Consider the following 21,637-nt stretch of genomic DNA (forward strand, 5'->3'; position numbering starts at 1 on the left):
CGTCTCGCGCCGCCCCCTCTTCGAACGCTTCCTCACCGACGGCCGCATTGAGCTCGACTCCAACATCGTCGAGCGCGCCATCAGACCACAGACAATTACAAGAAAGAATAGCCTCTTCGCGGGCAGCGACGGCGGCGGACGAACCTGGGCGACCATCGCAACACTGCTGCAGACGGCGAAAATGAACAACGTCGATCCGTTCGCCTGGCTCAGCCTAACGCTGCAGCGTATCGCCAACGGCTGGCCGAGCAGCGAAATCGACGCGCTTATGCCATGGAACCACGCCGCCTGACGGCCGCAGCTTGCCGCTTACAAACGTTTTCAGGGCATGGTCTCTACTAAGACTCTACGCATCGAATTCTTCCCTCGGGTCGATGTCGGATGGCAACCCCGCCGTACTCGCTCGCTTCCGAACCGCCAGTTGATATCTCAAAGTCTTCCATCGAGCGATGAGTTTCCTGGACAAGATGAAAGCACCTCGACGATAGATCAGATCTCAGGGTCACTCATCCGCTTGCCAACAACCAAGGCGATATCCTCTTGGAGCGTCAGCTCTCGGCTCGATGGTGACGAACCGCTCGTCTTCTCTACAAATTCAATCACTCAGCGAAAGCTCACGCAGCAGCATCGGGTTTTGCCGAGTTAAGTGACTCGACGAATGTCGCTTGATCCCGCCAAGCAGGGCGACAAGTGGAGCAAGAACAAAGATGCCAAATGCGCGAGGGCAGCTTGTATCTTTGCCGCAACTGAAGACAGTAGCGGAAAGCCGACATGATTTCACGAGGGCTGGCTTGCGCAACCGGATCACCCGGCTACCGTTCTCTCTCGTGAACCTTACTTAGCCAGATCGTGGATCTGCGAAGCGCCGAAAGATACTGCGCCATTCAAGGGGAGGCGCCAGCCGCCGAAAGGCCTCTGGCCATCAGCCTACCAAAACAAGGAGACGACGGCATCTCTTGTTTGTCTGTAGCATATGCTGTGCGAGCGTACGGCTGTTAACAGATGGCAACAATGTCGCGCCGGAGCGCTCGCACCGTAGGCGAATAGGGGCACTCGGATGATCACGCCGTTTCGACGGAACTGGAGCCCAAAGGAATTATTCGATGCTCTTACGCCAGCGATGTTCGCCGCCGAGACGTCGAATGTCCGCGCACGTTGGGACAAATTGTGGCCTGATCTGTACACGGAATATGACGCCCGGCACCTGAAACAAGAACTAGTAGTCCGAAATCTTATCGTCTCCGATGAAGCTGCGGCATTCTTCAACGCCTGGGCGATCGACGAAGAGCGTCACACCGACGGATTCATCCGGATCATTGAACTCGTCGCCAATGGATCCGAAAAGGATCTCCGGGAGAGATTGGACGCTCGATCTCATGATTTTGGTCCGATCATGGAACACCTGAAGGACGAATTCTCCCTAATGGTTATGATCGCATTTGATGAGATGTGCACTTGCCGCGCTTATGCAGCGGAAAAGCCGTTTTATGACAGACTTGGGAACAACACGTTCCATCATTGGCTCCGGGAGGTAATTGCCGACGAGGCCGTCCACTCGATGAACGCCGTTAACGTTATCCGCGCGTGCTATCGCGACCGCATTAGCCAAGTCGGCACAATACTCGATAACCTAATCCGCGCAGCTGATACTCTATGCTATTCGGGCACCTTCGTCCTCGACTACTTCGGCGCAGTGTACTCCAGGGAGCTGCTCGCCGAGTCCCGCCTCGCTACAATGAGAAACATTGCCAAACCACTCATCGTGTAGAGCGAGATCTGTAGCCGGGTGCCTGCGGAAAGTTATTCCGACGTCATACCGCCGCTCAATCCAGCTCTTCTGCACATTTTACGTTCTGCCAATTGACGCCAATTTTTCCTGATGCGTTGTGCGCAATTGTCGTGTTCACCACACGCCGACGGTTCTCCTTTTGACAGGATGGTACAAGCCAGTTCTGTTTTGTGTCTAGTTGGCGCGCGCGCGGCCGTGAGTACGCCTCTCCCGCAATTGGTCCAGTCTTTGCTCTGCAGTTTGGCGAACGACGTGCGGCTCCCCTGCTTCGTCGGATTTGTCCGCCATGAACGTGGATCAGTATGGAACGAAAGGCGATGCCATGAAGAACCGGATTTCGGTCACCGCCAAGGCAGGAGGTACCGCCGCTAATGCCTCCGGCTCGACGACGCCCACCGCGCTGGCAGTCGAGCACAGAATGGATGATAGCACTGACATATATCTTCCAGAAGAGGAGAGCGTCTTTGCCGACACGGTCAAATCGGATCGACCCGCTAGCTTCACGCTTGAGAACGGCTTCCAGGTAGTCGTGATCCCGGATCATCGCACGCCGGTTGTGACCCAGATGATCTGGTATAAGGTCGGCTCCGCCGACGAGCCGCCTGGCAAATCGGGACTTGCGCATTTCCTCGAACACCTGATGTTCAAGGGCACCTCCAGACATCCGGCGAATGAATTCTCCAAGTCCGTCCTGCGCGCCGGCGGCAATCAGAACGCCTTCACCGGGCTCGACTACACCAGCTACTTCCAGCACGTGCCGCGCGAGCACCTCGGGCAGATGATGGAATTTGAAGCCGACCGCATGACCGGTCTCATTCTCAAAGATGAGGATGTGCTTTGCGAGCGCGACGTCGTGCTGGAGGAATTCAACATGAGCGTCGCCAACAATCCAGGTGAACGTCTCGCCGAGCAGATGATGGCGGCGCTTTACCTCAACCACCCCTACGGTCGCCCGATTATCGGGTGGCGCCTGGAAATCGAAAAGCTTACTCGAGAGGACGCGCTTACCTTCTACAAGCGCTTCTATGCACCGAACAACGCGGTCCTGATTGTCGCTGGCGACGTCGCCCCCGAGGAAATCCGCTCGATGGTGAGAGAGACATTTGGCGGCATTCCCACGCAAGCATCGATTCCGCTGGAACGCCTGCGGCCGCAGGAGCCGACGCCGGCCGCGCCACGCACAGTGACGTTGGCCGATGGCCGCGTCGAGCAGCCGGCCCTGCACCGCTACTATCTAGCACCAGCGGCTCGCACCGCGGCCGCTGGCGAGGGTGCAGTGCTTGACGTGCTCGAGCAGTTGATCGGCGGCGGCGTTAACTCATATCTCTATCGCTCGCTGGTAGTCGAAAAGCAGCTCGCGGTCGCTGCGGGAGCGAGCTACCACTCCGCCGCGCTCGATCCCTCGCCATTCGCGATTTCCGCCGTACCGAAACCCGGCGTCAAACTGAGCCAGATCGAGCGCTCCATCGACGAGGTAATAGCCGAGATTGCGCGTAATCCCGCAAGCACCGAAGATCTCGAGAGGGTCAAGACGCGGCTGATCGCGCGCGTAACGTACGCCCGGGACAATCACGAAATGCTCGCGCGCTGGTATGGCCGCGGCCTGACAACGGGACTATCCATCGACGATATTCGGGGCTGGCCGGACCGCATCCGCGCGGTCGGTGCACAGCACGTACACCAGGCCGCGCGGAAATGGCTCGACAAGAAACGGTCGGTCACCGGCTATCTCACCAAAGAGTCCACCCTAAAACACGGGGAGGCGCTCTAATGATCCACCCTTGCACACGACGTGAGATCCTCCTCGGGGGAGCCACGCTCTCGATTGCGATGCTCGGCTCGGCAAATTCGCTCGCCGCCACGAGGACGCTTGCCCGGACCAGGATTAAACGCCTGGTTTCGTCTTGCGGTATAGAAGCCTGGTTGGTGCAGGATTCCACTGTCCCGTTGATCGCGATGGAATTTGCCCTCACCGGCGGCGCAACTCAGGACCCCCCTCAGAAATCCGGCGTAAGCCACATGGTTGCTGCCCTACTCAAGGAAGGTTCTGCCGGACTTGACTTCAAGGCCTTTCATAAGCGGCTCGACCGTCGTGCGATTGATCTGCATTTTCACTCGACCCATGATCACTTCCGCGGTTCCTTGTGCACGCTCGAGGACAACGCAGACGAAGCCTTCGACCTTTTACGGATGGCGCTAACCTCGCCCCGTTTCGACGCGGCCGATGTCGAACGGATCCGTGCCACCGTGCTTGCGCGCCTTCGGCACGACTCGACCGATCCTTCGTCTCTGGCCCATCGCAAGTTCCTCGAAGTTGCCTTTGGCGATCATGCTTATGCTCGCCCACCCGGTGGCTCGCTGGAGAGCGTACCGGAAGTCGAGGTCGCGGATCTCAAGGACTATGTCCGACGCGTGATCGCAAAAGACACGCTCAAAATCGCAGTGGTCGGCGATGTTGATCCGGGGGTCCTCTGCAAACTGCTCGACAAGACCTTTGGCAGCCTGCCGACCAACGCGGAGACGACGCCGGTTCCCGACGTCGTCGCAGCAAAGCCGCCGCAGCGAGTCTTTATTCCGCTCGACGTGCCGCAGACAATTGTGACTTTTGGCGGTCCAGCCGTCCGTCGCAATGAGCCCGATTTCATGGCCACCTATGTCGTCAACCACATCCTCGGCGGCGCCGGCCTGACGTCGCGCCTGTTCCGAGAAGTCCGCGAAAAGCGCGGACTGGCCTATTCGGTTCGTGAGCACCTGCTCTGGTTGGATCATTCAGCCGTGTTTCTCGGCAAAAGCGGCACCTGCGCCGATCGTGCCCACCAAACGGTCGAAGAAATCGAGAAGCAGGTCCGCTACATCGCCGAGGAGGGACCGACTCAGCACGAACTCGATGATGCAAAGTCCTACCTGAAGGGCTCGCAAATGCTGGCTCTCAACACATCATCAAAGCTTGCGCGAACGCTGCTGCAGCATCAGCTTGACAAGCTGCCTATCAACTATTTCGAAACACACAACGCCGTGGTCGATGGGGTGACGTTGGAGGACGCCAAGAGAGCCGCGCAGCGGCTGTGGGGCGAGGGTCTGCTCACAATTGTCGTCGGCCGCGCCCCAAAGCATGCGGCGCAGCCGACCACCATGCCAGCGGGGACCGCACCCTCGCCGGACGCCGAACAGCTGGACGCCTCCCCGACGGCGCCGCCCAATTAACTTTCTAGCAGCCCGGGCCGCTAGCTGGCGCCTCGCTGTGGCACGCGGAGTGCGTCTAGCCACCCGCCTTTTGCTCGCGGAGATATTCGCTCATCGGGCATTACCATGCGGCCGCTCGAGTGCCGCTTTTTCTCAATCCCGTTGCGAACGAAGGCGGCAGTCCGGATTGGAGACTTCAGGGTAGCGAAATGCAGAAATAGAGCTATCACCAAGAAACACGGCCTCACCGGGGACTACGCTGAGGCATGGTCGTGCTATTGGGGGAGCGGCACAGACGCGGAAATGACCGCTTACCAAATGACTTGTTCTTAATTCTTTTCATTCGGGCCTAACCACACGGATCGAAGCTCTTCGCGGCGCTCTAGGGGAATGCCTAGCAAAGCTTCGGTGGTTGTCCATCAAGAACATGAAGCGAGCATGATGTGGCTTTGCGCCGAGGCCGAATATGCAGACCAATTATCTAAAGCGCGACTGACCGGAAGAAACGAGAACTGGACGCGCACCTCGCGCCCCATTTGAGGCAGGCTTGCCCAGCAAATCGAATGGGAGGTCAGAGTGGGCGCTTAAAACTATAATGTACACCGTCTTCCGCACCTCAAAGGAAGCGGCCCACCGCGAGCGCACACGCGCCAGGCAATCGCTGAATCCTTGCAGATTCTTCTCGGCCCGCCGTCATCGGGGAACTCAATGCCAAGACAAGGTCGCCGTCCCGGTTGCTGGACGCGGCTTCTTTGACTGAGCGTGCTCGCTATCGTTTCACCACCGATGCAGCGCCGTCGGCCGGCGCGCCCCGCTCGCCCTTCTATCCCACGGGGCTCGCAATCTGACGCTACGTAAGATTCGGTCGCTTCATATTAATCTGGATAGCGACAGCGATAGATAACGATGGCACGTCACCACAGGCAGGCTGTTGATTCTTGGCGACGCATTCCAGCCGCCCACAAACCTCACGTAGATCACCAATACAAGTGATTTACTCGCCCTTCTCGGCCTGCATCGACGTTGCGATCTAAGGACATCACTCGCTTGATGTTGAAAACGTTCATCGGCAGCAAAGCTCTCGCATCGAAGATTCGTTGCCCCTTCTTTCTGCCATGTTCGCACCCAAAGCAGAGACGCGCCCGTTGCGCAATTTGCGCGCGGCAATAGCGAGTGTCTCAGGAGATTTCCATGGTGAAGCCAGTTGTAATTGTGGTAGGCGCGGACAAGGGAGGAGTCGGCAAGACGACAGTATCACGAACGCTACTGGACTACTTCAGCGTCAACAACGTGCAAACACGCGCATTCGACACGGAGTCGCCGCGGGGAACGCTGAAGCGTTTTTATCCCGAGATCACCGAGATCGTCGACATGACAACGACGGCGGACCAGATGAAGATCTTCGATACCCTGAACTCAGGGCTGTCCGTCACTGTCATCGATGCTCGCGCAGGCTTACTGTCCTCTGCGTTGGCCTCCTTACGCGACATCGGATTTCTGGACTCGGCGCGGTCTGGCCAGATCACGTTTGCCGTATTCCATATCCTGGGATCATCCATCGCTTCACTAGACGAGATCGCGGAAACCGCGACTTTCATGAGCGGCGCAAAGTACTACCTGGTCAAGAACTTCATCAACGACACTCAATTCTTCCAGTGGGATCAAGCGACATACAATTCCTATTTCCACCGCATCAAACATGCCACTGAGTTGGTCATACCGAAGCTCAACGAGATGGCTTATGAGCAGGTGGAAGTCGCATCCGTCCCATTCGTAGACTTCGTCGCAAACAAAGGGCGGAACGATGAACCCGCGAACAACTCCTTCGTGCTGCGCGGCTATGTCCGGCACTGGCTGGCAAACGTCTGGAGCGAGTTTGATCGCATCGACTTGACGGAATTGGCCGGCGCCAAGTCCGCCACCCGGGCCGGCGAGAAGTAGTCGCATATTCGGCGAGCTCAGGTTGGGCCCGCGCACGAAACAAAATTGACCTGCTGGCTATGTTAGCGACCCCCATCTACATCATCTGCTCTCCTAGCCCGCAGGTCGGTAAAACCCTCGTCGCTCGGGCCATGAGCGAGTTCTTGCTGCTGAAGAACGGCACAGCGCTGTCGTTTGATGTCAACCTGAAAGAGCCGTCATTGCTCGACTACCTCCCAAATATCACGGAGACCGCGGATGTGATCGACACGTATGGCAAGATGCGGCTGATGGACCCTCTTGTCATCCACGATGGAGTAGCCAAGGTAATCGATCTCGGCTTTCACGCTTTCGACGAATTCTTCAAGATGTGCGAAGAGATCGGCTTCATGAAGGAGACGGCGCGCTGCTATGTCGCCCCTATCATCCTTTTCGTCGCGGGCGCTGACCGCATCTCTTGTCGTAGTTATGAAATGCTGCGGAGGCGAATTCCGCCGGCGTCGCTGGTCACCATCCACAATGAATTCGTGCTGCGGGGCGAATTACCTGAAGGGATGGATCGCGAGCGGGTGCTTCGGATTCCCGCGCTTCCGCTGTTCCTCAAGAGATATATAGACCGGCTTAGCTTTTCCTTCACTGGATATCTGCGCAACGAGAAGGATTGGTCCACCGAGCTGCATCAATGGATCCGACGGAATTACAGCATGTTTCGTGATCTGGATTCGAATGTGATGCTGCGAAACTCCTATCGATCTCGGGGGACGGATATTGACAGTCTACGTTCCACAAGGGCTACTTGAGATTCCGATCCTCTCGCCAGCTATTCGTCCGGCTATGAGCAGTCTTCAATGGCGTTCTCAACGGGACGCGAACGCATGATTCGCGGTCTACGAATCGCAAGTGGATTGCCCATCTTTACCGGATCGTCCGCACCGATCACGCGACCGGCAAGTGACGGCAGCTCATTCGCCGAATGGCTCATGCAGACACGCCGTCCTCAAAAGGATCGATGACTGTGTTCGCCTTGAGAGCGGCTAGGCGGTCGACCAGCTCTTGCATCAGACGACGGTCATAGATGAAGACCGAGCTTCGCGAGCACCTGGTACATGACCGGGCTTTTGATCTCGCGGGCGATCTCGTTTCGGATCTGGGCTCCGAGCACCCGCTCGGCATCGGCATCGCCCGTCAAACCTTCATCGGCCAGTCGGAGATTCAGGCGGGTTTGAAACTCTTCGCCCATCGCGTCGACGAGCCGCTCCTGCATGGCGGCATAATCTCCGGGCGCGATGCGCCTCGTCACGCTTTCCCACGGTTGCCAACGCGTTGCCAGATAGTCCGCAAATTCCGCCGCTTCCTGATTCCGCACCAATGCCTCGGCGCTAGCCACGTCGTCCTCGGTCACGTGAGAGACGTTCATAAAGCGCATGTCGGGAGCGATATGCCGCAGCTCAAGCCGGTCGCGCAGCTGGGTCTGGTAGGCAAGGTAGACCTCGATTTCATCGACGTCCGCGCCGGGATCGGCAAGACGAAGCGAGTTGACCCTCTCACGCGCGATTCCGTCCAGCGCTTCTAAGCGAAACATGACGCGGCCGTGCTGGAGCAGTTCGCCTAGTCGCCCATCGTAGGCGCCGTCCTCGACATCAGCGTTCAGGCGTGCGGTTTGCATGCCGTTCCAGGCCAGAGTAATGCGATCTTCGCAGCTCGCGTTGGCTCCCGACGCCAACTCGAAATATTGCTGGCGCAAACGCGGCCTGACGGCCGCCTGCCGCAAATCTTCGGCGACCGCCTGGCGGAACGCCTCATTGCCATAGTTTACGGTGCTCCGGAGCCTGTCCAAGAAGAGGGCATAGTGCGCCGCGCCCGCTTCATGGGCGAAGTGCTGCCAAGTGGCCATTGCCGTGGGCTCCCCCTCGAGCCAGTCCGCGGCAACCTCTTGCAGGGAGCGCGGCTGAACTTCAACAGCTCCGTCCGCGGTCGAGAAGAAAACCTGCGGGCCGGCATAGCGTCCGGCATGCATCGCTGTTGCCAGGCCAGCCTGCACCCAATCGGCGAGCGGATTATTCTCCAGATCAACGCTCGAGTCACGGCTCAGCTGCGTCAGCAGGGTCCCGGGCACGCTGGTCAGCTGGTTGTTGCTGGCGCCGAGCCACAGCAGCTGGGGTGGGACCGTCTCAGGCAGGCTTGTCAGCCGGTTGTGGCTGGCGCTCAGCCATTCGAGCGCGGCCGGAAGAGGCTCGGGCAGGTCGGTCAGCTGGTTGTAGTCGACGTTCAGACGCTGGAGCCCGTCTGGAAGTCCGGGCAGGTGGGTCAGGCGGTTACCGCTGGCGTCCAACTCCTGAAGCGTTGCTGGAAGGCGCTCGGGCAGGCTGGTCAGCTGATTGTTGTCGACATTCAGCCGCCGTAGTCCCGGCGGCAGCTCTGCGGGCAGGCGCGTCAGCCCATTGCTGATGGCATAGAGCCGCCGCAGGCCAGGTGGAAGCGCCGGTAGGCCGGTCAGCTGATTATTGCTGGCGTAGAGCCGTTGGAGGCTGGCCGGAAGGGTCTCGGGCAGGCTGTTGAGCTGATTCTCGTCGACATTCAGGCGGCGCAGCCCAGCCAGAATGGACGCCGACAAGGCGGTCAGGGACAGAGACGACAGATCTAGCGGCTCGTTGAGATCACCCGTGCCCCGCCAAGCCCTCGTTCGACTTACCGCCTGTTGCCGATCCTCATATTGCCCCTGCCCGTCTTCAGCAGCCCAGTCCGTCAACACCTGGTCCTGCGAGGCAGCCGCCTCGGCAGTGAACGCCTGCACGTCCATCAAGGCCTCTCCCCACTGCGATGCGGCCGGAGAGCCCGGTTCGGAGCTTTCCGAATCGGAAGTTACGGAAGAAGTATTAGCACCGAGCTGTTCTGCATTCATCGATGTCGTCTCTTCGGTAGCAATATGAAGCGACGCGCCGGGGCGGCGCATCTTAGAACGGGTAATCCTCACCGTGGATGACGCTCCACTGGCTAATTGCAATGAGGTGCGATCACCACCGGGGCCATCCCGCACGGCTGGCGCGAACAAGCTGCTGAGAGTGTTACAGAGCAACTGCAGACGGTGCAGCGGACCCAGGCGAGGGCTCGCTCGTGGATCGGCGTCTATCCGCGGTGTCCTCTGCTAGATGTGCGCTCATAGAGCCGACCCTGCCTGCGAGTAGCGGCGTTCAAGATACGAGAGCTAGCTGTCGATAAGCTGACCGATCGCGGAGCGACGAAACTGGACAGTCTTCATCAATCTCTCAACCTTCGGATCGGCATTCCGAGGACGAACGCACTTCGAGTTAGGCGGACTGGTGTCGAGTGCCGGCACGCCAGCTGCGGGACGCTTAACCAGCAACTTTGCTGTCGCTCGCCGCCAGGCCGCCACGCCCTTCCCCTGCGTTCGAACAGTATGTAAAATAGCTGAGTAGAAAGCTTGCAGCCCATCGCGCCTAACGCCGCTCGGGCTTGTCTACGAGACGCGGCGCGCACCCGATGTTAACAACTCGGCCTCGCTAAATTTCTCCGATGACGAGTTCCCAGCCATTTTGACGTCGCCACGAAGACCGACCCTGCCCCTCGGCTCACACTCGCAGATCTCGACGGACAAGCGCTGATGAGGCGGCACTCGACCCGTACACCTCCGACCGAATGATCGAACAGCTGCATCTGCCCTGGTGCGACACAGGGTTTCTGTATCTCGAGCTCAATTTAGTCGATCCGCGCCGAGACCAATGAACTCGAGCACCGACTGCGCCTCTGATCTCGCGTGACACACGTTTCAATATTTGTATTGGTAGCTCTTCCGTCCCGATCAGTCCTGCTCTCTCGCCGGCTAACCAAAAATGATCACCTGCTCGTCAGAGGGCGCGATACCACTCCGCAACACACTGATCATCTATGATGAGAGCATGTGCTCGACCACGTCATTCTCCGCCTGGCTCAAGACCTAGTCGTTCTGATTTTTGTTCAGTTCTGTATTCTTCGGCCGCCACATCGAGCGAGTGTCGCTGCGAAGGATAGTCGACTTCGAAATTGCAGCTTCACGCCCGTTGAACGCTATCCAGAGATTTATCTGGTCGGTTACCTCACTACTCGGACCGATTCTCAGCACAGGCGCACGGCTTCAGATAGCGTGAGTTCAGGATTTTGATCGCTCCACAGCGGCATTCCACCTGGAGTGCCGACCGCATGATGGCGCAAATATGGAAAGGATTCCTAATTCTGATCTTCGCAATCAGAACGTCGTCAAGTTGCGGCACATGAGAAGCTATTCTCTCGCAAACGTCCGGTCGGGCCTGATCTGGCGGCCTTTCGACTCAACGCGTTGCATGTCGTGGCGTTGCCCCACGATCTTCCGGCGCGGATGCTTTCGGCAGAATCTGGACGGAAACTCAACCGGCGCCTTTTGCTGAATGGGTGGCGCGTGCCGGGATCGCAGTTAGGCCGGCTCGCCTTCCTCAAACAATCGCCGTCATGCTTATTTATCGGGTAAGCGATTGCGGATGCCCCGTTAGCAGCGCGGGCCTGACCAGCATCAGAGCGCAGGCGATCGCAATGAAGCCGCCAGCGCTTTACGCCGCTTGGGGCGTTGGAGCTCGACATCGTTACGTTCGGAGTCGCGAGGCTCAACTCAGGTCGCGCTCAGCACCTGAACAGGCAACAAAGCCGCCAAACCCTTGCAAATTTCGCTGACATCGACCATGGAAACACTGTGCGTTAATGGCTCCTGAGTGAGCCGTTTGTGTCGGACATGGATTTAGCGACCCTCCGGTTGTCCGTTTTTGTTCGCGCACCAATCAATCCTGTGGAGCACAGGATTGTGCAAGGCACACAAGCGGCGCCGTGAAAACGCGAGGTCCGCCGCGTTCTCTCGTCACACGCGCGGTGTAGGGTGATATTGATGATAAGAGTTTCGCACATCGAACTGCTCGGCGAAAGAGCGGACGGAAGTCGCAAGTCCTCGGATGCACTTATTCGGCAGGAACGCGGGGCCTACGAATGGCCCTTCGATAACGATCGCCATGCTTGATACTCCAGGGCCGAAGTGAACTACATCTGTGATGACTTCAATTGATGATACATTCAGTGAGATCAGATGGCTGCGGAACGAAATCTGGCGCTGCCGTCAACTCCTTAAAAGGGACCTACCTGGCACGGAGCGCAAGGCGGTTGAGAAGCGTCTGCTTGAACAGCTTTTCTGCTTTTGAACGGCTCTTGTCGACGGCGTTTCCTTTGACCTTGAGCCCTAAAATATGTTCGGCCAAGAGCACCACGATCGGGCGAAGCGACTCCCCTGAAGCGCCTATCGAGAATGCCACAACGGCGTCAAGCGGTTCCTTCGGGAAGTCGATGGGCGGCTGATGACAGAGGTTTTCTAGCTCATTTGGTACCTCGAACCCGGAAGTCGGGACCAAGCTAATCCCCAGCTGAGAAATCTGAGGAAGACTGCGATGAAACAAACCTCCAACCCTAACATTCCGGCGATCTTTTGCCAGTTATACCCGATTTAGCCACCTGCCCGGAAAATACTTGGTTGCCGACCACAACGCTATAGATTGATGGGCAGCACGGTTCCGGCAGATGTCCGCGGTAACCACCACAGTTTAAGCAGATCGTCCTTCCGACCAGTTACAGCGAGGTGATGGCAACCTCACGCGGCCTCAAAGTCGGCGAATGGTTGCAGCGCAACGCAGTACGAAATCGGGGCTCAGAGCGCATTACAACCTCGCAACACGCATGGGCACACTATCGATCGCTGATCGAGGCCAATCATCCACCGAGCTCAGTCGCCCTCAATAAATGAACTGCGGGTCGGCAGGCTGATGCTTGCAGCCCGATCGACTTTCGCTCCAAGCTGGCCAAACTCCAGCGCCCGTCAGTCTGAACACCCACTTTCGCTCGATTTCTGCAACTGCCGCTCGGACGCCTCACTCTCGATGGAGGACGACCGGAAGCCTGTTGAGACGTCGTCTCGGTCCGTCGTTTCTCTCCGCCGCGGTTGGCACCATGCGGCGGCATTCGCCGCGCAAATTCTTGAAATTGTCCTTAAGACAAAACATGGCTACATCCACATCGCTACGCCCTGTGAAGTGGTCACAGAAGCGGATCAGATCTGGTCTGCATGACATCAAGACCTCCTCGGCCCGCCGATCTCGCGCGCGAGCCTGTCCTCTGCACCAGGTCGCTGCAATCGCGATCGTAGCCAGGGCGGCTGCACAGCGAAGCGCATTGCAAGTCCAGCCCCTTCGTCGCTCTTGATTCACCAAACCTCTCTTAAGCCGCATATCCTTCACTATTGTTCTCTGCCCCGCGAGTATAACCTGTTTACCGGATGGGCCGCCTCAGCAGCCACTGTCTCGCTGTTGCGGGCCGACGCAATGATCACGGGCTTCCGAATCATCATCCCACTACCGGCACGCTGATTGCGAAAGACCGAGATACAGCTGATATCGGCCGGTTAGTGCTTGTGTGGCGATGCTGGCTCCCAATACGGCGTCCTGCTTCGCAATGCTACAACCTGACGCGACCGTCGATTCAAGCACTTTGAGCGTCGTGAAGTGTGTGAATACGCTTTGAGACGGGCAGCATACCCACATTAGGGAAGTAGGCCGAGCTCCCGAGAACTCGAGGTCGCGTTCAAACACTTCGCCAAGGCCATCGAGGCGTTCAAGGCGACCCTTGACTACTCCTGCCGCTCCCTTCGATCAGTACCTCGATGGCGACGGATATGCTCTCACTGATCAGCAGAAAGCCGGGCTGAAGCGATTCACCGAAAAAGGATGCTCCTCTTGCCACAACGGAGTCAACGTCGGCGGACAAGATTACTTCCCGTTCGGCGTGATTGGAAGGTCGAAAGCCTGCTTGCGAGGGAGGACAAGGCTCGTTTTTCCGTCACCAAGCATCTCGGCGACGAGCATGTTTTCCGCTCGGCGCCGTTGCGCAAACGTCGCGTTCCGCCCCGTACTTCCATTCTGGTCAGGTTTGGAGTCTAAGGTAAGCGGTTGGCGTGACGAGTGAGGTTCTGCGGCGCAAAACTTAGCGGTGAAGACGCTGACGAGATCCTCGCCTTTCTGAACTCGCTCACCGGGCAACTGCCAAAGATCGATTACCCTTTACTGCCCAAGCGGACCATTGCAACCCCAAAGCCCTCGTTAGACAAATAGGCCTTCACGATAGCGACACGCTACATTGTGATTAGCGAGGAAGATAGGCGGTTGCCACGAAATCCGGCGATGTCGCGGTCCAAGCTTGAGCAACCAGCGGGCCCCCATTGTGAGCCTCGAGCCCAACCCGGTTCGTCGCTGACGCAAGGATTCCTTAGGGGCCTGTCAAATCATCCATCTTTCGCAGCTCGATCCTGGGCCACCTGGCCTTGCAACGAGGGTCCGCGCACCCTGAAATGCGCCGCAGCCGGTGCTGTGAGGAAGATCTCTTCCGTAGTTCGCGGGCACCGCATATCATTTCACACCAATCATTTTTCAAAGCCCCGGCAGCCGACCTTCTCATGCGCGCACATCGGAAGGTGTCCCAAATCGGGTGCATAGACTTGTGCATCATTGACGAGTTTTACGGCCACGTGTTCGCCAAAGCACCATCTCCAATGCAAGAGACGATCGATCATCCTCAGCTTCCATCTCCTAGCTCCTGCATGTGCGGTTGGTGACGCGAGCGTCGAAAGTCCTACAATAAGATACGACGATTTAAGACGCCCGGCGCAGACCGAAACAAAGCCCCCTTGCCGCTAGACGCTCAGGTATTCCTTGAAACGGCACGCGTATTGCTGGGTAGAGATCAGTCGGTCGCCGCGAAGGAAGCCGGAGCTCAAATGAAGTTTATGCGATTCATCTTGATTGATCTGGCTTTGATCCTGCTCGTACCCGAGAATGCAGAAGCCATCACCGTGGCTCACGGCACAAACTTCAAATCGGCTCGCAAAGCCGTGGGATCCTTGATGCGGATTTCCGGCTCCGAGCCAGCATTCATCTCTGGCCTGAGCGGACATCTTTGCCGCCCAACCTTTCAAGCCGCGAAATTTGGACATTCAGCAGAAGCGGCCGGGCCGGCCAAGCAGCCTGAAAACGTCGTGCTAATGGACGGGCGCTTTGCCTCTCATTGGCAAGCGCACTGGGCAGCGTCCCACTGTCACGATCGTCGCGGCGCGGAGATGCTCGAGAAGCCTCTGATCTTAACACAGATCTGTAGTCCTCCGCCGCACCTTATGCCCGCACGCGAGCAGAGACGCCGTGCTGGAGCGGCACTGGCCGGATTATCTGAAGGATCACCATCATCTCTATTGGAGCGATTGTGCTCGTGACTTGGATGGGAAGATACAGCGCAGGCGCAGGTCCATGAGAGAGGCAAAGACGGGCTATATTGAGGTTGCGTTCAACGGCTCTCTGGCAAACATTCCGTTAGATGCGCAATTCAGCGCGCCAGCCAAGGGCGTCACAGCAATTTTTGGTCCACCCGGGTGCGGCAAGACCACACTCGCGCGCTGCATCGCAGGCGTGCAGCATGTTCCGACTGGATTTTGTGCGGTCGATGGAGAGATTTGGCAGGATGAGACGACGTTCCGACCGCCTCATCTGCGTCCCCTCGCATATGTATTCCGACCACCAATTCCTCTTTCTCATTGGTCTGTACGCCGCACCCTACAATACAAGGCGTCAAAATCCACACCCTCACTAATCGATTTTGATGGAGTGGTCGAATTGCTCGCCTTGGCGCCGCTGCTCGAGCGTTCGCCATCACATCTTTCCGCGGCCGAGCGACAGCGACTTGCCCTTGGCAGCGCGCTGTTGGGCCAGCCTCAGCTACTTTTGCTGGAGGATCCACTCATTGTGCTCGACCGCTCCGCCAAATGCGAGATTCTGCCATTTCTCGAGCGCATGCGGAAACAGCTCCCATTGCCGATGATCTACATCACCCATGACATCGCTGATATCGAGCGTTTTGCCGATCATCTTGTCATGATGAAAGACGGCGTCGTGACTGCGGCCGGGCCGCTCAATGTCGTTCAGAGCGATGCGGCGCTTGCCAGCCGCGGCGAAGCAGCAGTCTGCCTTGATACCTTGGTCGGCGGCTATGACGGACGCTATGGGCTGCTCATGCTCCGCCTCAACGGAGCGCGCCTTCTAATACCTGGAGCGCCGCTTAAACCGGGCGCGCAACTGCGGCTGCGCGTCGCAGCCGCCGACGTCAGCATTGCGTGCGAGCCACCACGTGCAAGCTCTATCCTCAATGTATTTCAGGCACGCATCAAAGCCTCTCTGCCGTTCGGGGAGGCGGAGGTCACCTTGGTTCTGGATCTTGAAACTGGCCGTTCTGGCGTGCCGCTTTTGGCGCGCATCACGCGCCGCTCCTTTGATGCGCTACGGCTCTGCAATGGAGCGGATGTCTTTGCGGAGGTCGCGCGCGCCGTTCCGCTTGCGGCTGCGGAGCGGTGTTTGCAACGCCTGCCACGATCCGCATGAGAACGTTCGACAGATATGTCCCCGACACGAGAAACAAATCGGCAGGAACCCGGCCGTCATTGATAATCTGGATGGGATACATCTGAATAGTGTGGCGGCTATTCTCTACCACAAAAGACGATGTGGATAGGCTACTCGCCGATTTCGCTCAGGATATCGCGCAGCCAGACGTGCGCATCGCGGGATGCGTGCAGCGACACGCGAGGTGTGCAAATAGCACGCACGTGATGCTCGCAATCGACACTACCACAGGCCAAGAGATCTCGATTTCCCAGCCACTTGGTGCGGATATGTCCTGTAATCTCGATACAAATGGGCTTGCTGTCGTTTCCCAGGCATTCCGCAACAAGATCGATCTTCTCGTGATCAACAAATTCGCCAAACAAGAGGCCGCTGGCCGGGGCCTGCGCGCCGAATTTGTTGAGGCGGTCACCCTAGGCGTATCAGTGCTGACAGGCGTTACGAAACAATGTCTTGCCGACTGGCGAACCTTCGCCGCGGGCGTTGGCAAGCTGCTGCCTTGTGATCGCCAATCTTTGGAGCAGTGGTTGTGCGATACTCAACACGCGAGACCGTTTTCAAGAGCCTTGGCAAGCAATCGCTTGGCTACAGATCTTTATCTAATCGACGCTCCGAGATCGCGGGGCATGCCTGTAAGAAAGCAACTGGACTCCACGCCTGAGAACGGATGGCACATAGCTTGCTTCCAATAGTGAAGCCACCATCTACAGAATGCAAATTTGTGAGGACAGCATGCGCGGAATTGGAAGTCAGTTGCCGCCCTTCGAAATCACAGGCGTCAAGCCCCGTTTTCAAGCGCAGGAAGAAGGAGGACAGAGTGCATTTGAGACGCTGACCGAAGCGAGCTTTCCAGGAAAATGGAAGATTATCTTCTTCTATCCCAAGGATTTTACCTTCGTCTGCCCGACCGAGATCGCTGAGTTTGCCCGGCTGTCCAAGGAATTCGCCGACCGCGATGCGGTTGTACTGGGTGGTTCGACTGATAACGAGTTCTGCAAGCTCGCTTGGCGGCGTTCACATGTCGACCTGCACGAACTTCCAATCTGGCAGTTTGCCGACACAAAGGGAACGCTCGTCGACGGTCTTGGCGTGCGTTCACCCGAAGGGGTTGCCTATCGCTACACTTTTATTGTTGACCCCCAAAATACGATCCAGCACGTCTATGCCACCAATCTCAGCGTCGGGCGCAGTCCTAAGGACACGCTCCGCGTTCTGGACGCGCTGCAAACCGACGAGCTCTGTCCCTGCAACCGTGAAATCGGCGGCGAAACCTTGAAGGTTGCTTGAGGCAGCATGTCTTCAATCGAACAACTGAGCGACAGGATTCCCGATTTCGCGAAGGATGTCAGGCTTAACTTGACCTCCTTGCTGGCCGATGAGACGCTTTCGCCTCAGCGAAAGTACGGGCTGCTGCTGGCGAGCGCGATTGCCACTCGCAATGCAGCCCTGATTGCCGCGATGGAATCAGCGGCGTCCGCTGTAATGACATCAGTAGCGATTGCCGCAGCGAAAGCCGCTGCGTCCCTGATGGCAATGAACAACGTCTACTACCGCTTCGCTCACCTCGTTGCCAACCCGGAATACAAGGCGATGCCGCCACGACTGCGTATGAACGTGATCGGCAACCCCGGAGTGGACAAGTCCGATTTCGAGCTCTGGTCGCTTGCAGTCTCCGCAATAAACGGCTGCGGTGCGTGCATCGATGCCCACGAGAAGACACTGAGAGCCGCGGGCGTCGATTCCGAAACGATTCAGACCGCCGTGCGCTTTGCCGCCATCATGCAGTCAGTGGCGATCGCAATCGAGGCCGCTGGGCTCAACCCCTCTTAGGCGAGGGGCTGCTCCTTCCTCTGCCATCCGATCGGCTGCGCTGTGGCGCCGTTCAGTGACGCCACAACCGGTCCTTCGCAGCTCCCGACCCAGCGGGACATTGGAAGTCATTTCTGGCGGCAGCGTCCGCATGAACGAGTGTATGGCTCGAATCCAGGCCCGTGCAACCGACGCCGAATGCGAAAATGCAGTGAGATGCTATAGCCTAACGCCGGTCGCACCAAGGCCCTTCGTCCACCATCATCCGAACTTGAACAGCACTCCAAATCCGCCGCGCGGATGGCTCCATTGGATGTCGCCGGTGGGCTCGGCGATCACGCGGCAGGTACCGCACTCGATGCAGCCGTCAACTGTTATCTCAACCTGGCCGTCGTCGTTAAGCTCGTAGCATCGTGCGGGGCAGGCTTTCAACAGTGCAAGTAGCTGCGGCGATGGCGTCGTATGCGCACGGACCTTGACGTGAGGGTGACCGACGTCGACAAGATAACGGTTGTAATACAGCTTGTCTTCGACGCGCACTCGGGGTTCGACATTCATGCTTTGACCTTTCATTGTTGAGATTCACACTCTCGCGGTCAGCGCCAGGCCCGGGCAAAACGACAAGCATCGCCGAACAGACCTGTCCATGACCGCGCCTTGACAAAGGATTTTAAGGTCGCCTTCTCCTTCTCGGCCTTGGGCGTACCATCGACGCGCACAAAGTTTTGCATCGCCTTGGAAATGAGCTGCGGATAGGTGAGAAAAAAGTTTTGTGACTGGGTATGCATTAGGGGCGGCAAATCCTTGTACTTCTTCAGATCTTTGATGACGAAGGAATCGTCCAGCATCTTCTTGTAGATCGACAGATTTGTTGCGCTCATCGGTTCGCCGCGCGATTTCAACAGACCTATCGCTTCGGCGGCGATGCGGCCGGAAGTCATCGCGAGATTCGAGCCCTCACGATGAATGGCATTGTTGAGTTGGGCCGCATCGCCCACTACGACCCAGCCTTCCCCATAAAGCTGCGGGATCGACTTGTAACCGCCTTCAGGGATGAGATGCGCCGAATATTCCTTGACTTCGGACCCTGCTATCAGGGGCGCCACAGAGGGATGCCTCTTGAATTGATCGAGCAGGACGTAGGGTGTCTGGCCCGTGCGCTGGAAGTCGGCGACGAGACAACCGATGCCGAGAGAAATGCACTCTTTGTTGGCATAGATGAAACCCATTCCGGTCATGCCGCGGGAAATGGTACCGGCGGCCTCGATCACGACGCCTTCATCGCCCTTGAGATTGAAGCGCGCCTCGATAGTCTCGCGAGGCAGGAAGTGCATTTCCTTCACCGCGAGCGCAACATTATCGGGTGTCGGGCGCGCGCGCAGGCCCGCGCGCGTCCCGAGCAGACCATTGACCCCTTCGGCCAGCACGACGACATCGGCGTGTATTTCGCCGTCTCGGCGATCTGTACGAACACCGACGATCCTTTCACGCTCGTCCCGTGCGAGCTCGGTGACGGTCGTCTCGCACAGCACGGTCGCGCCAGCCTCCCGCACCTTGGAAGAGAACCATTTGTCAAACTGGGCGCGTATAATCGTGTAGCGGTTCGGCCGCTCCTCGTTGAAGTCCTCCGAGCGGTAATGCATGCCGACATGGGAGCGATCGTCCATCATCCAGAACCGCTGCTCGACCAGGTGACGTTCGAGCGGCGCCTCCTCGCGAAACTCGGGGACCAGCTTTTCCATCATGTCGGCGTAGAGGATGGCGCCCTGCACATTCTTCGATCCGGGATATTCGCCCCGCTCGAACTGCAGCACCTTCATGCCGCGTTTGGCCATCGTCAATGCCGCCGCGTTGCCGGCCATACCGGCTCCGACCACGATCGCATCGAATTTTTCTTCAATCATCATCATCTCCTCTAGATCGCGATACGGGCGCGCGAATTCGGCAAAAGCCGGGCGCGAAATGCGGCCGTCAGCGCCGGTAGCAATTGTATGGCGTCACTGACGATCGCGAGATGGGCGAAGTCGAAGATCGGAGCGTTCTTGTCAGTATTGACGGCGACGATCAGATCCGCGCCCTCCACGCCAACCCGGTGCTGGATCGCGCCCGAAATGCCGGCGGCAATATAGAGCTTCGGCCGGATGGTTTTGCCCGTCTGGCCGATTTGCCGGTCAGACGTAACCCACCCTTTTTGCACGAGAGGACGCGAGCAGCCGTATTCAGCGCCAAGCAGAGTTGCGAGCTCGCGCACCAACCGAAAGTTCTCAGGCGATCCCAATCCTAGGCCGCCCGCAACCACGACATCGGCATAGGCGAGATTGGACGTCTCTGCATCGCGGTCGGGAAGGAACGACAATACTTTTGTGACAATATCATCTTCGACAAGACCGAGCGGATGGACGATGATACGAGCGGCATCGCGTACGACGCGCTCAGGCATCGGCATGACCCGCGGGCGGACGGTTGCCATCTGCGGACGATAATTCAAGGTATAGATCGTGCAGAGCAGCGAGCCACCAAAGGTCGGACGCGTCGCCGCAAGAGAACCATCGGCGTCGACCTCCAGCGCGGTGCAGTCGGCAGTGAGCCCCGTCGACAGGGTCGTCGCCACGGAACCTGCGAGATCGCGACCGAGCGTCGTCGCCCCCAACAGTAGGATCTCGGGCTTATAGGTGTTGACGAGTTCGGTTAGCGCTTTGGTATAGGATTCGTTGCGGTAATCCGACAAAACATTGTCGCTCACGAGATAGGCCAGATCGGCGCCATAGCAAAAGGCGTCAAGCGCGGCGTTACGTGTGTGCTGCCCCTCCGGACCGATAACGACAGCGGCAAGATTCACCTTTAGCCTGTCTGCGAGCCTGCGCCCTGCACCCATGAGCTCCCAGGAAACCGGATGCACCTGGCCGCGCTCCAGCTCAACAAAGACCCAGACGTGCTTGTATGCCTTAAAGTGCTCCGGCAGTTCTTTTTTGGCTCCTGCTCGACCGGTCGCCCCCGGCATGGCCGTTTTGGTGACATTGCTCATGTTTTAGATTCCCCTCAAAGATAGGTGTGCCCGAGCCACAGGTTTGCTTTAGCTTCGATAACTGAAGATCACTTTTGGTCAGCAAGAGGCCGACTGCTCTGCCCCGTCTGCTTGGTCCGACAGGCCGCACGACAAGGGCCATCGTCGCGATAAACGTACCGGTCCGGCCTGATTTGGAGCGGTCTTCCACACTGGACGCTTGCGCCAGATTTGGCGAGCGCCACCGCAGGGGCCAGCGCGACGCGGTGGTTGAGATCGGTCGCTTCCATGCCTGAGTTGGCGGGTCCGTTCGCTGCACAATACCTGCGCCTCACTTTCGGCCCGGCGGCCCCACATTGACGGTGACGACGAGGGCAATCCTGGCAGTGCACCTGTCACGCAATCCATGCCGAGCCTCCAGCGCGGACA

The 21,637-nt window shown here is 58.1% G+C and carries 16 protein-coding genes and 1 pseudogene; 11 read left to right on the plus strand and 6 right to left on the minus strand.

Annotated features, from left to right (window positions below; all coding sequences use genetic code 11):
- The 7 genes and pseudogenes from BM190_RS37620 to BM190_RS37645 form a co-directional block, all read left to right on the plus strand.
- On the plus strand, positions 1-292 hold a 292-nt coding region (locus BM190_RS37620; RefSeq protein ID WP_143109173.1), incomplete at its 5' end, for a transposase domain-containing protein.
- Positions 293-492: 200 nt separating this feature from the next.
- Positions 493-570, plus strand: a pseudogene (locus tag BM190_RS42000) (hypothetical protein); the annotation flags it as partial.
- A gap of 487 nt (positions 571-1,057) precedes the next feature.
- Positions 1,058-1,768: a hypothetical protein gene (locus tag BM190_RS37625; RefSeq protein ID WP_244550885.1), complete on the plus strand. Its 711-nt coding sequence runs from the start codon at positions 1,058-1,060 to the stop codon at positions 1,766-1,768.
- A gap of 439 nt (positions 1,769-2,207) precedes the next feature.
- Entirely contained in the window at positions 2,208-3,560 is a 1,353-nt protein-coding gene (locus BM190_RS37630) for a M16 family metallopeptidase (protein ID WP_092262861.1), read from the plus strand.
- Positions 3,561-3,619: 59 nt separating this feature from the next.
- The gene (locus BM190_RS37635; RefSeq protein ID WP_177237529.1) at positions 3,620-4,993 is read left to right on the plus strand and encodes a M16 family metallopeptidase; all 1,374 of its coding nucleotides are present in this window, start codon (positions 3,620-3,622) and stop codon (positions 4,991-4,993) included.
- Positions 4,994-6,163: 1,170 nt separating this feature from the next.
- Complete coding sequence (locus BM190_RS37640; RefSeq protein WP_092262769.1) at positions 6,164-6,913, plus strand: P-loop NTPase family protein; 750 nt, start codon at positions 6,164-6,166, stop codon at positions 6,911-6,913.
- A 59-nt stretch (positions 6,914-6,972) separates the two neighbouring features.
- Positions 6,973-7,692, plus strand: a complete 720-nt coding sequence (locus tag BM190_RS37645; protein ID WP_092262772.1) for a hypothetical protein — start codon at positions 6,973-6,975, stop codon at positions 7,690-7,692.
- Positions 7,693-7,961: 269 nt separating this feature from the next.
- Here the strand turns inward: BM190_RS37645 and BM190_RS37650 are convergent, their stop codons facing one another.
- The 3 genes from BM190_RS37650 to BM190_RS40095 form a co-directional block, all read right to left on the minus strand.
- Entirely contained in the window at positions 7,962-9,794 is a 1,833-nt protein-coding gene (locus tag BM190_RS37650; RefSeq protein WP_092262776.1) for an NEL-type E3 ubiquitin ligase domain-containing protein, read from the minus strand.
- A gap of 2,251 nt (positions 9,795-12,045) precedes the next feature.
- Positions 12,046-12,315, minus strand: a complete 270-nt coding sequence (locus BM190_RS40870) for a hypothetical protein (protein ID WP_177237523.1) — start codon at positions 12,313-12,315, stop codon at positions 12,046-12,048.
- Between the two features lie 2,327 nt (positions 12,316-14,642).
- Positions 14,643-14,942 carry a hypothetical protein gene (locus BM190_RS40095; protein ID WP_143109174.1) on the minus strand — a complete coding sequence of 100 codons (300 nt, stop codon included), beginning with the start codon at positions 14,940-14,942 and terminating at the stop codon, positions 14,643-14,645.
- 307 nt (positions 14,943-15,249) lie between these two features.
- Here BM190_RS40095 and modC point away from each other — a divergent pair, with 307 nt between their 5' ends.
- From modC to ahpD, 4 genes are all read left to right on the plus strand, one after another.
- Positions 15,250-16,374, plus strand: coding sequence for a molybdenum ABC transporter ATP-binding protein (gene modC / locus BM190_RS37675; RefSeq protein ID WP_092262864.1), 1,125 nt, complete (start codon positions 15,250-15,252; stop codon positions 16,372-16,374).
- A gap of 89 nt (positions 16,375-16,463) precedes the next feature.
- Positions 16,464-17,087, plus strand: a complete 624-nt coding sequence (locus BM190_RS37680; protein WP_283806147.1) for a DUF2478 domain-containing protein — start codon at positions 16,464-16,466, stop codon at positions 17,085-17,087.
- Positions 17,088-17,127: 40 nt separating this feature from the next.
- A complete protein-coding gene (locus BM190_RS37685) occupies positions 17,128-17,682 on the plus strand; it encodes a peroxiredoxin (RefSeq protein WP_092262783.1) in 555 nt (184 codons plus the stop codon).
- A gap of 6 nt (positions 17,683-17,688) precedes the next feature.
- A complete protein-coding gene (gene ahpD, locus BM190_RS37690; RefSeq protein ID WP_092262785.1) occupies positions 17,689-18,225 on the plus strand; it encodes an alkylhydroperoxidase, AhpD family in 537 nt (178 codons plus the stop codon).
- A gap of 240 nt (positions 18,226-18,465) precedes the next feature.
- Here the strand turns inward: ahpD and BM190_RS37695 are convergent, their stop codons facing one another.
- From BM190_RS37695 to BM190_RS37705, 3 genes are read right to left on the minus strand one after another with little or no spacing between them, the layout of a single operon-like run.
- Positions 18,466-18,762, minus strand: coding sequence for a ferredoxin family protein (locus BM190_RS37695; RefSeq protein ID WP_092262787.1), 297 nt, complete (start codon positions 18,760-18,762; stop codon positions 18,466-18,468).
- Positions 18,763-18,800: 38 nt separating this feature from the next.
- On the minus strand, positions 18,801-20,108 hold the full coding sequence (locus tag BM190_RS37700) for an FAD-dependent oxidoreductase (RefSeq protein ID WP_092262867.1): 1,308 nt from the start codon (positions 20,106-20,108) through the stop codon (positions 18,801-18,803).
- Between the two features lie 11 nt (positions 20,109-20,119).
- A complete protein-coding gene (locus BM190_RS37705; protein WP_092262790.1) occupies positions 20,120-21,229 on the minus strand; it encodes an electron transfer flavoprotein subunit alpha/FixB family protein in 1,110 nt (369 codons plus the stop codon).
- Between the last annotated feature and the right edge of the window lie 408 nt (positions 21,230-21,637).

It is taken from the genome of Bradyrhizobium sp. Rc3b (assembly GCF_900114915.1).
Classification (GTDB): domain Bacteria; phylum Pseudomonadota; class Alphaproteobacteria; order Rhizobiales; family Xanthobacteraceae; genus Bradyrhizobium.

Excerpts from the sequence above, each read along its gene's own strand:
- BM190_RS37625 (WP_244550885.1), top strand. The coding sequence starts at position 1,058 with ATGATCACGCCGTTTCGACGGAACTGGAGCCCAAAGGAATTATTCGAT.
- BM190_RS37630 (WP_092262861.1), top strand. The coding sequence starts at position 2,208 with ATGGATGATAGCACTGACATATATCTTCCAGAAGAGGAGAGCGTCTTT.
- BM190_RS37635 (WP_177237529.1), top strand. The coding sequence starts at position 3,620 with ATGCTCGGCTCGGCAAATTCGCTCGCCGCCACGAGGACGCTTGCCCGG.
- BM190_RS37640 (WP_092262769.1), top strand. The coding sequence starts at position 6,164 with ATGGTGAAGCCAGTTGTAATTGTGGTAGGCGCGGACAAGGGAGGAGTC.
- BM190_RS37645 (WP_092262772.1), top strand. The coding sequence starts at position 6,973 with ATGTTAGCGACCCCCATCTACATCATCTGCTCTCCTAGCCCGCAGGTC.
- BM190_RS37650 (WP_092262776.1), bottom strand. The coding sequence starts at position 9,794 with ATGAATGCAGAACAGCTCGGTGCTAATACTTCTTCCGTAACTTCCGAT.
- BM190_RS40095 (WP_143109174.1), bottom strand. The coding sequence starts at position 14,942 with ATGTCCAAATTTCGCGGCTTGAAAGGTTGGGCGGCAAAGATGTCCGCT.
- modC (WP_092262864.1), top strand. The coding sequence starts at position 15,250 with ATGAGAGAGGCAAAGACGGGCTATATTGAGGTTGCGTTCAACGGCTCT.
- BM190_RS37685 (WP_092262783.1), top strand. The coding sequence starts at position 17,128 with ATGCGCGGAATTGGAAGTCAGTTGCCGCCCTTCGAAATCACAGGCGTC.
- ahpD (WP_092262785.1), top strand. The coding sequence starts at position 17,689 with ATGTCTTCAATCGAACAACTGAGCGACAGGATTCCCGATTTCGCGAAG.
- BM190_RS37695 (WP_092262787.1), bottom strand. The coding sequence starts at position 18,762 with ATGAATGTCGAACCCCGAGTGCGCGTCGAAGACAAGCTGTATTACAAC.
- BM190_RS37700 (WP_092262867.1), bottom strand. The coding sequence starts at position 20,108 with ATGATTGAAGAAAAATTCGATGCGATCGTGGTCGGAGCCGGTATGGCC.
- BM190_RS37705 (WP_092262790.1), bottom strand. The coding sequence starts at position 21,229 with ATGAGCAATGTCACCAAAACGGCCATGCCGGGGGCGACCGGTCGAGCA.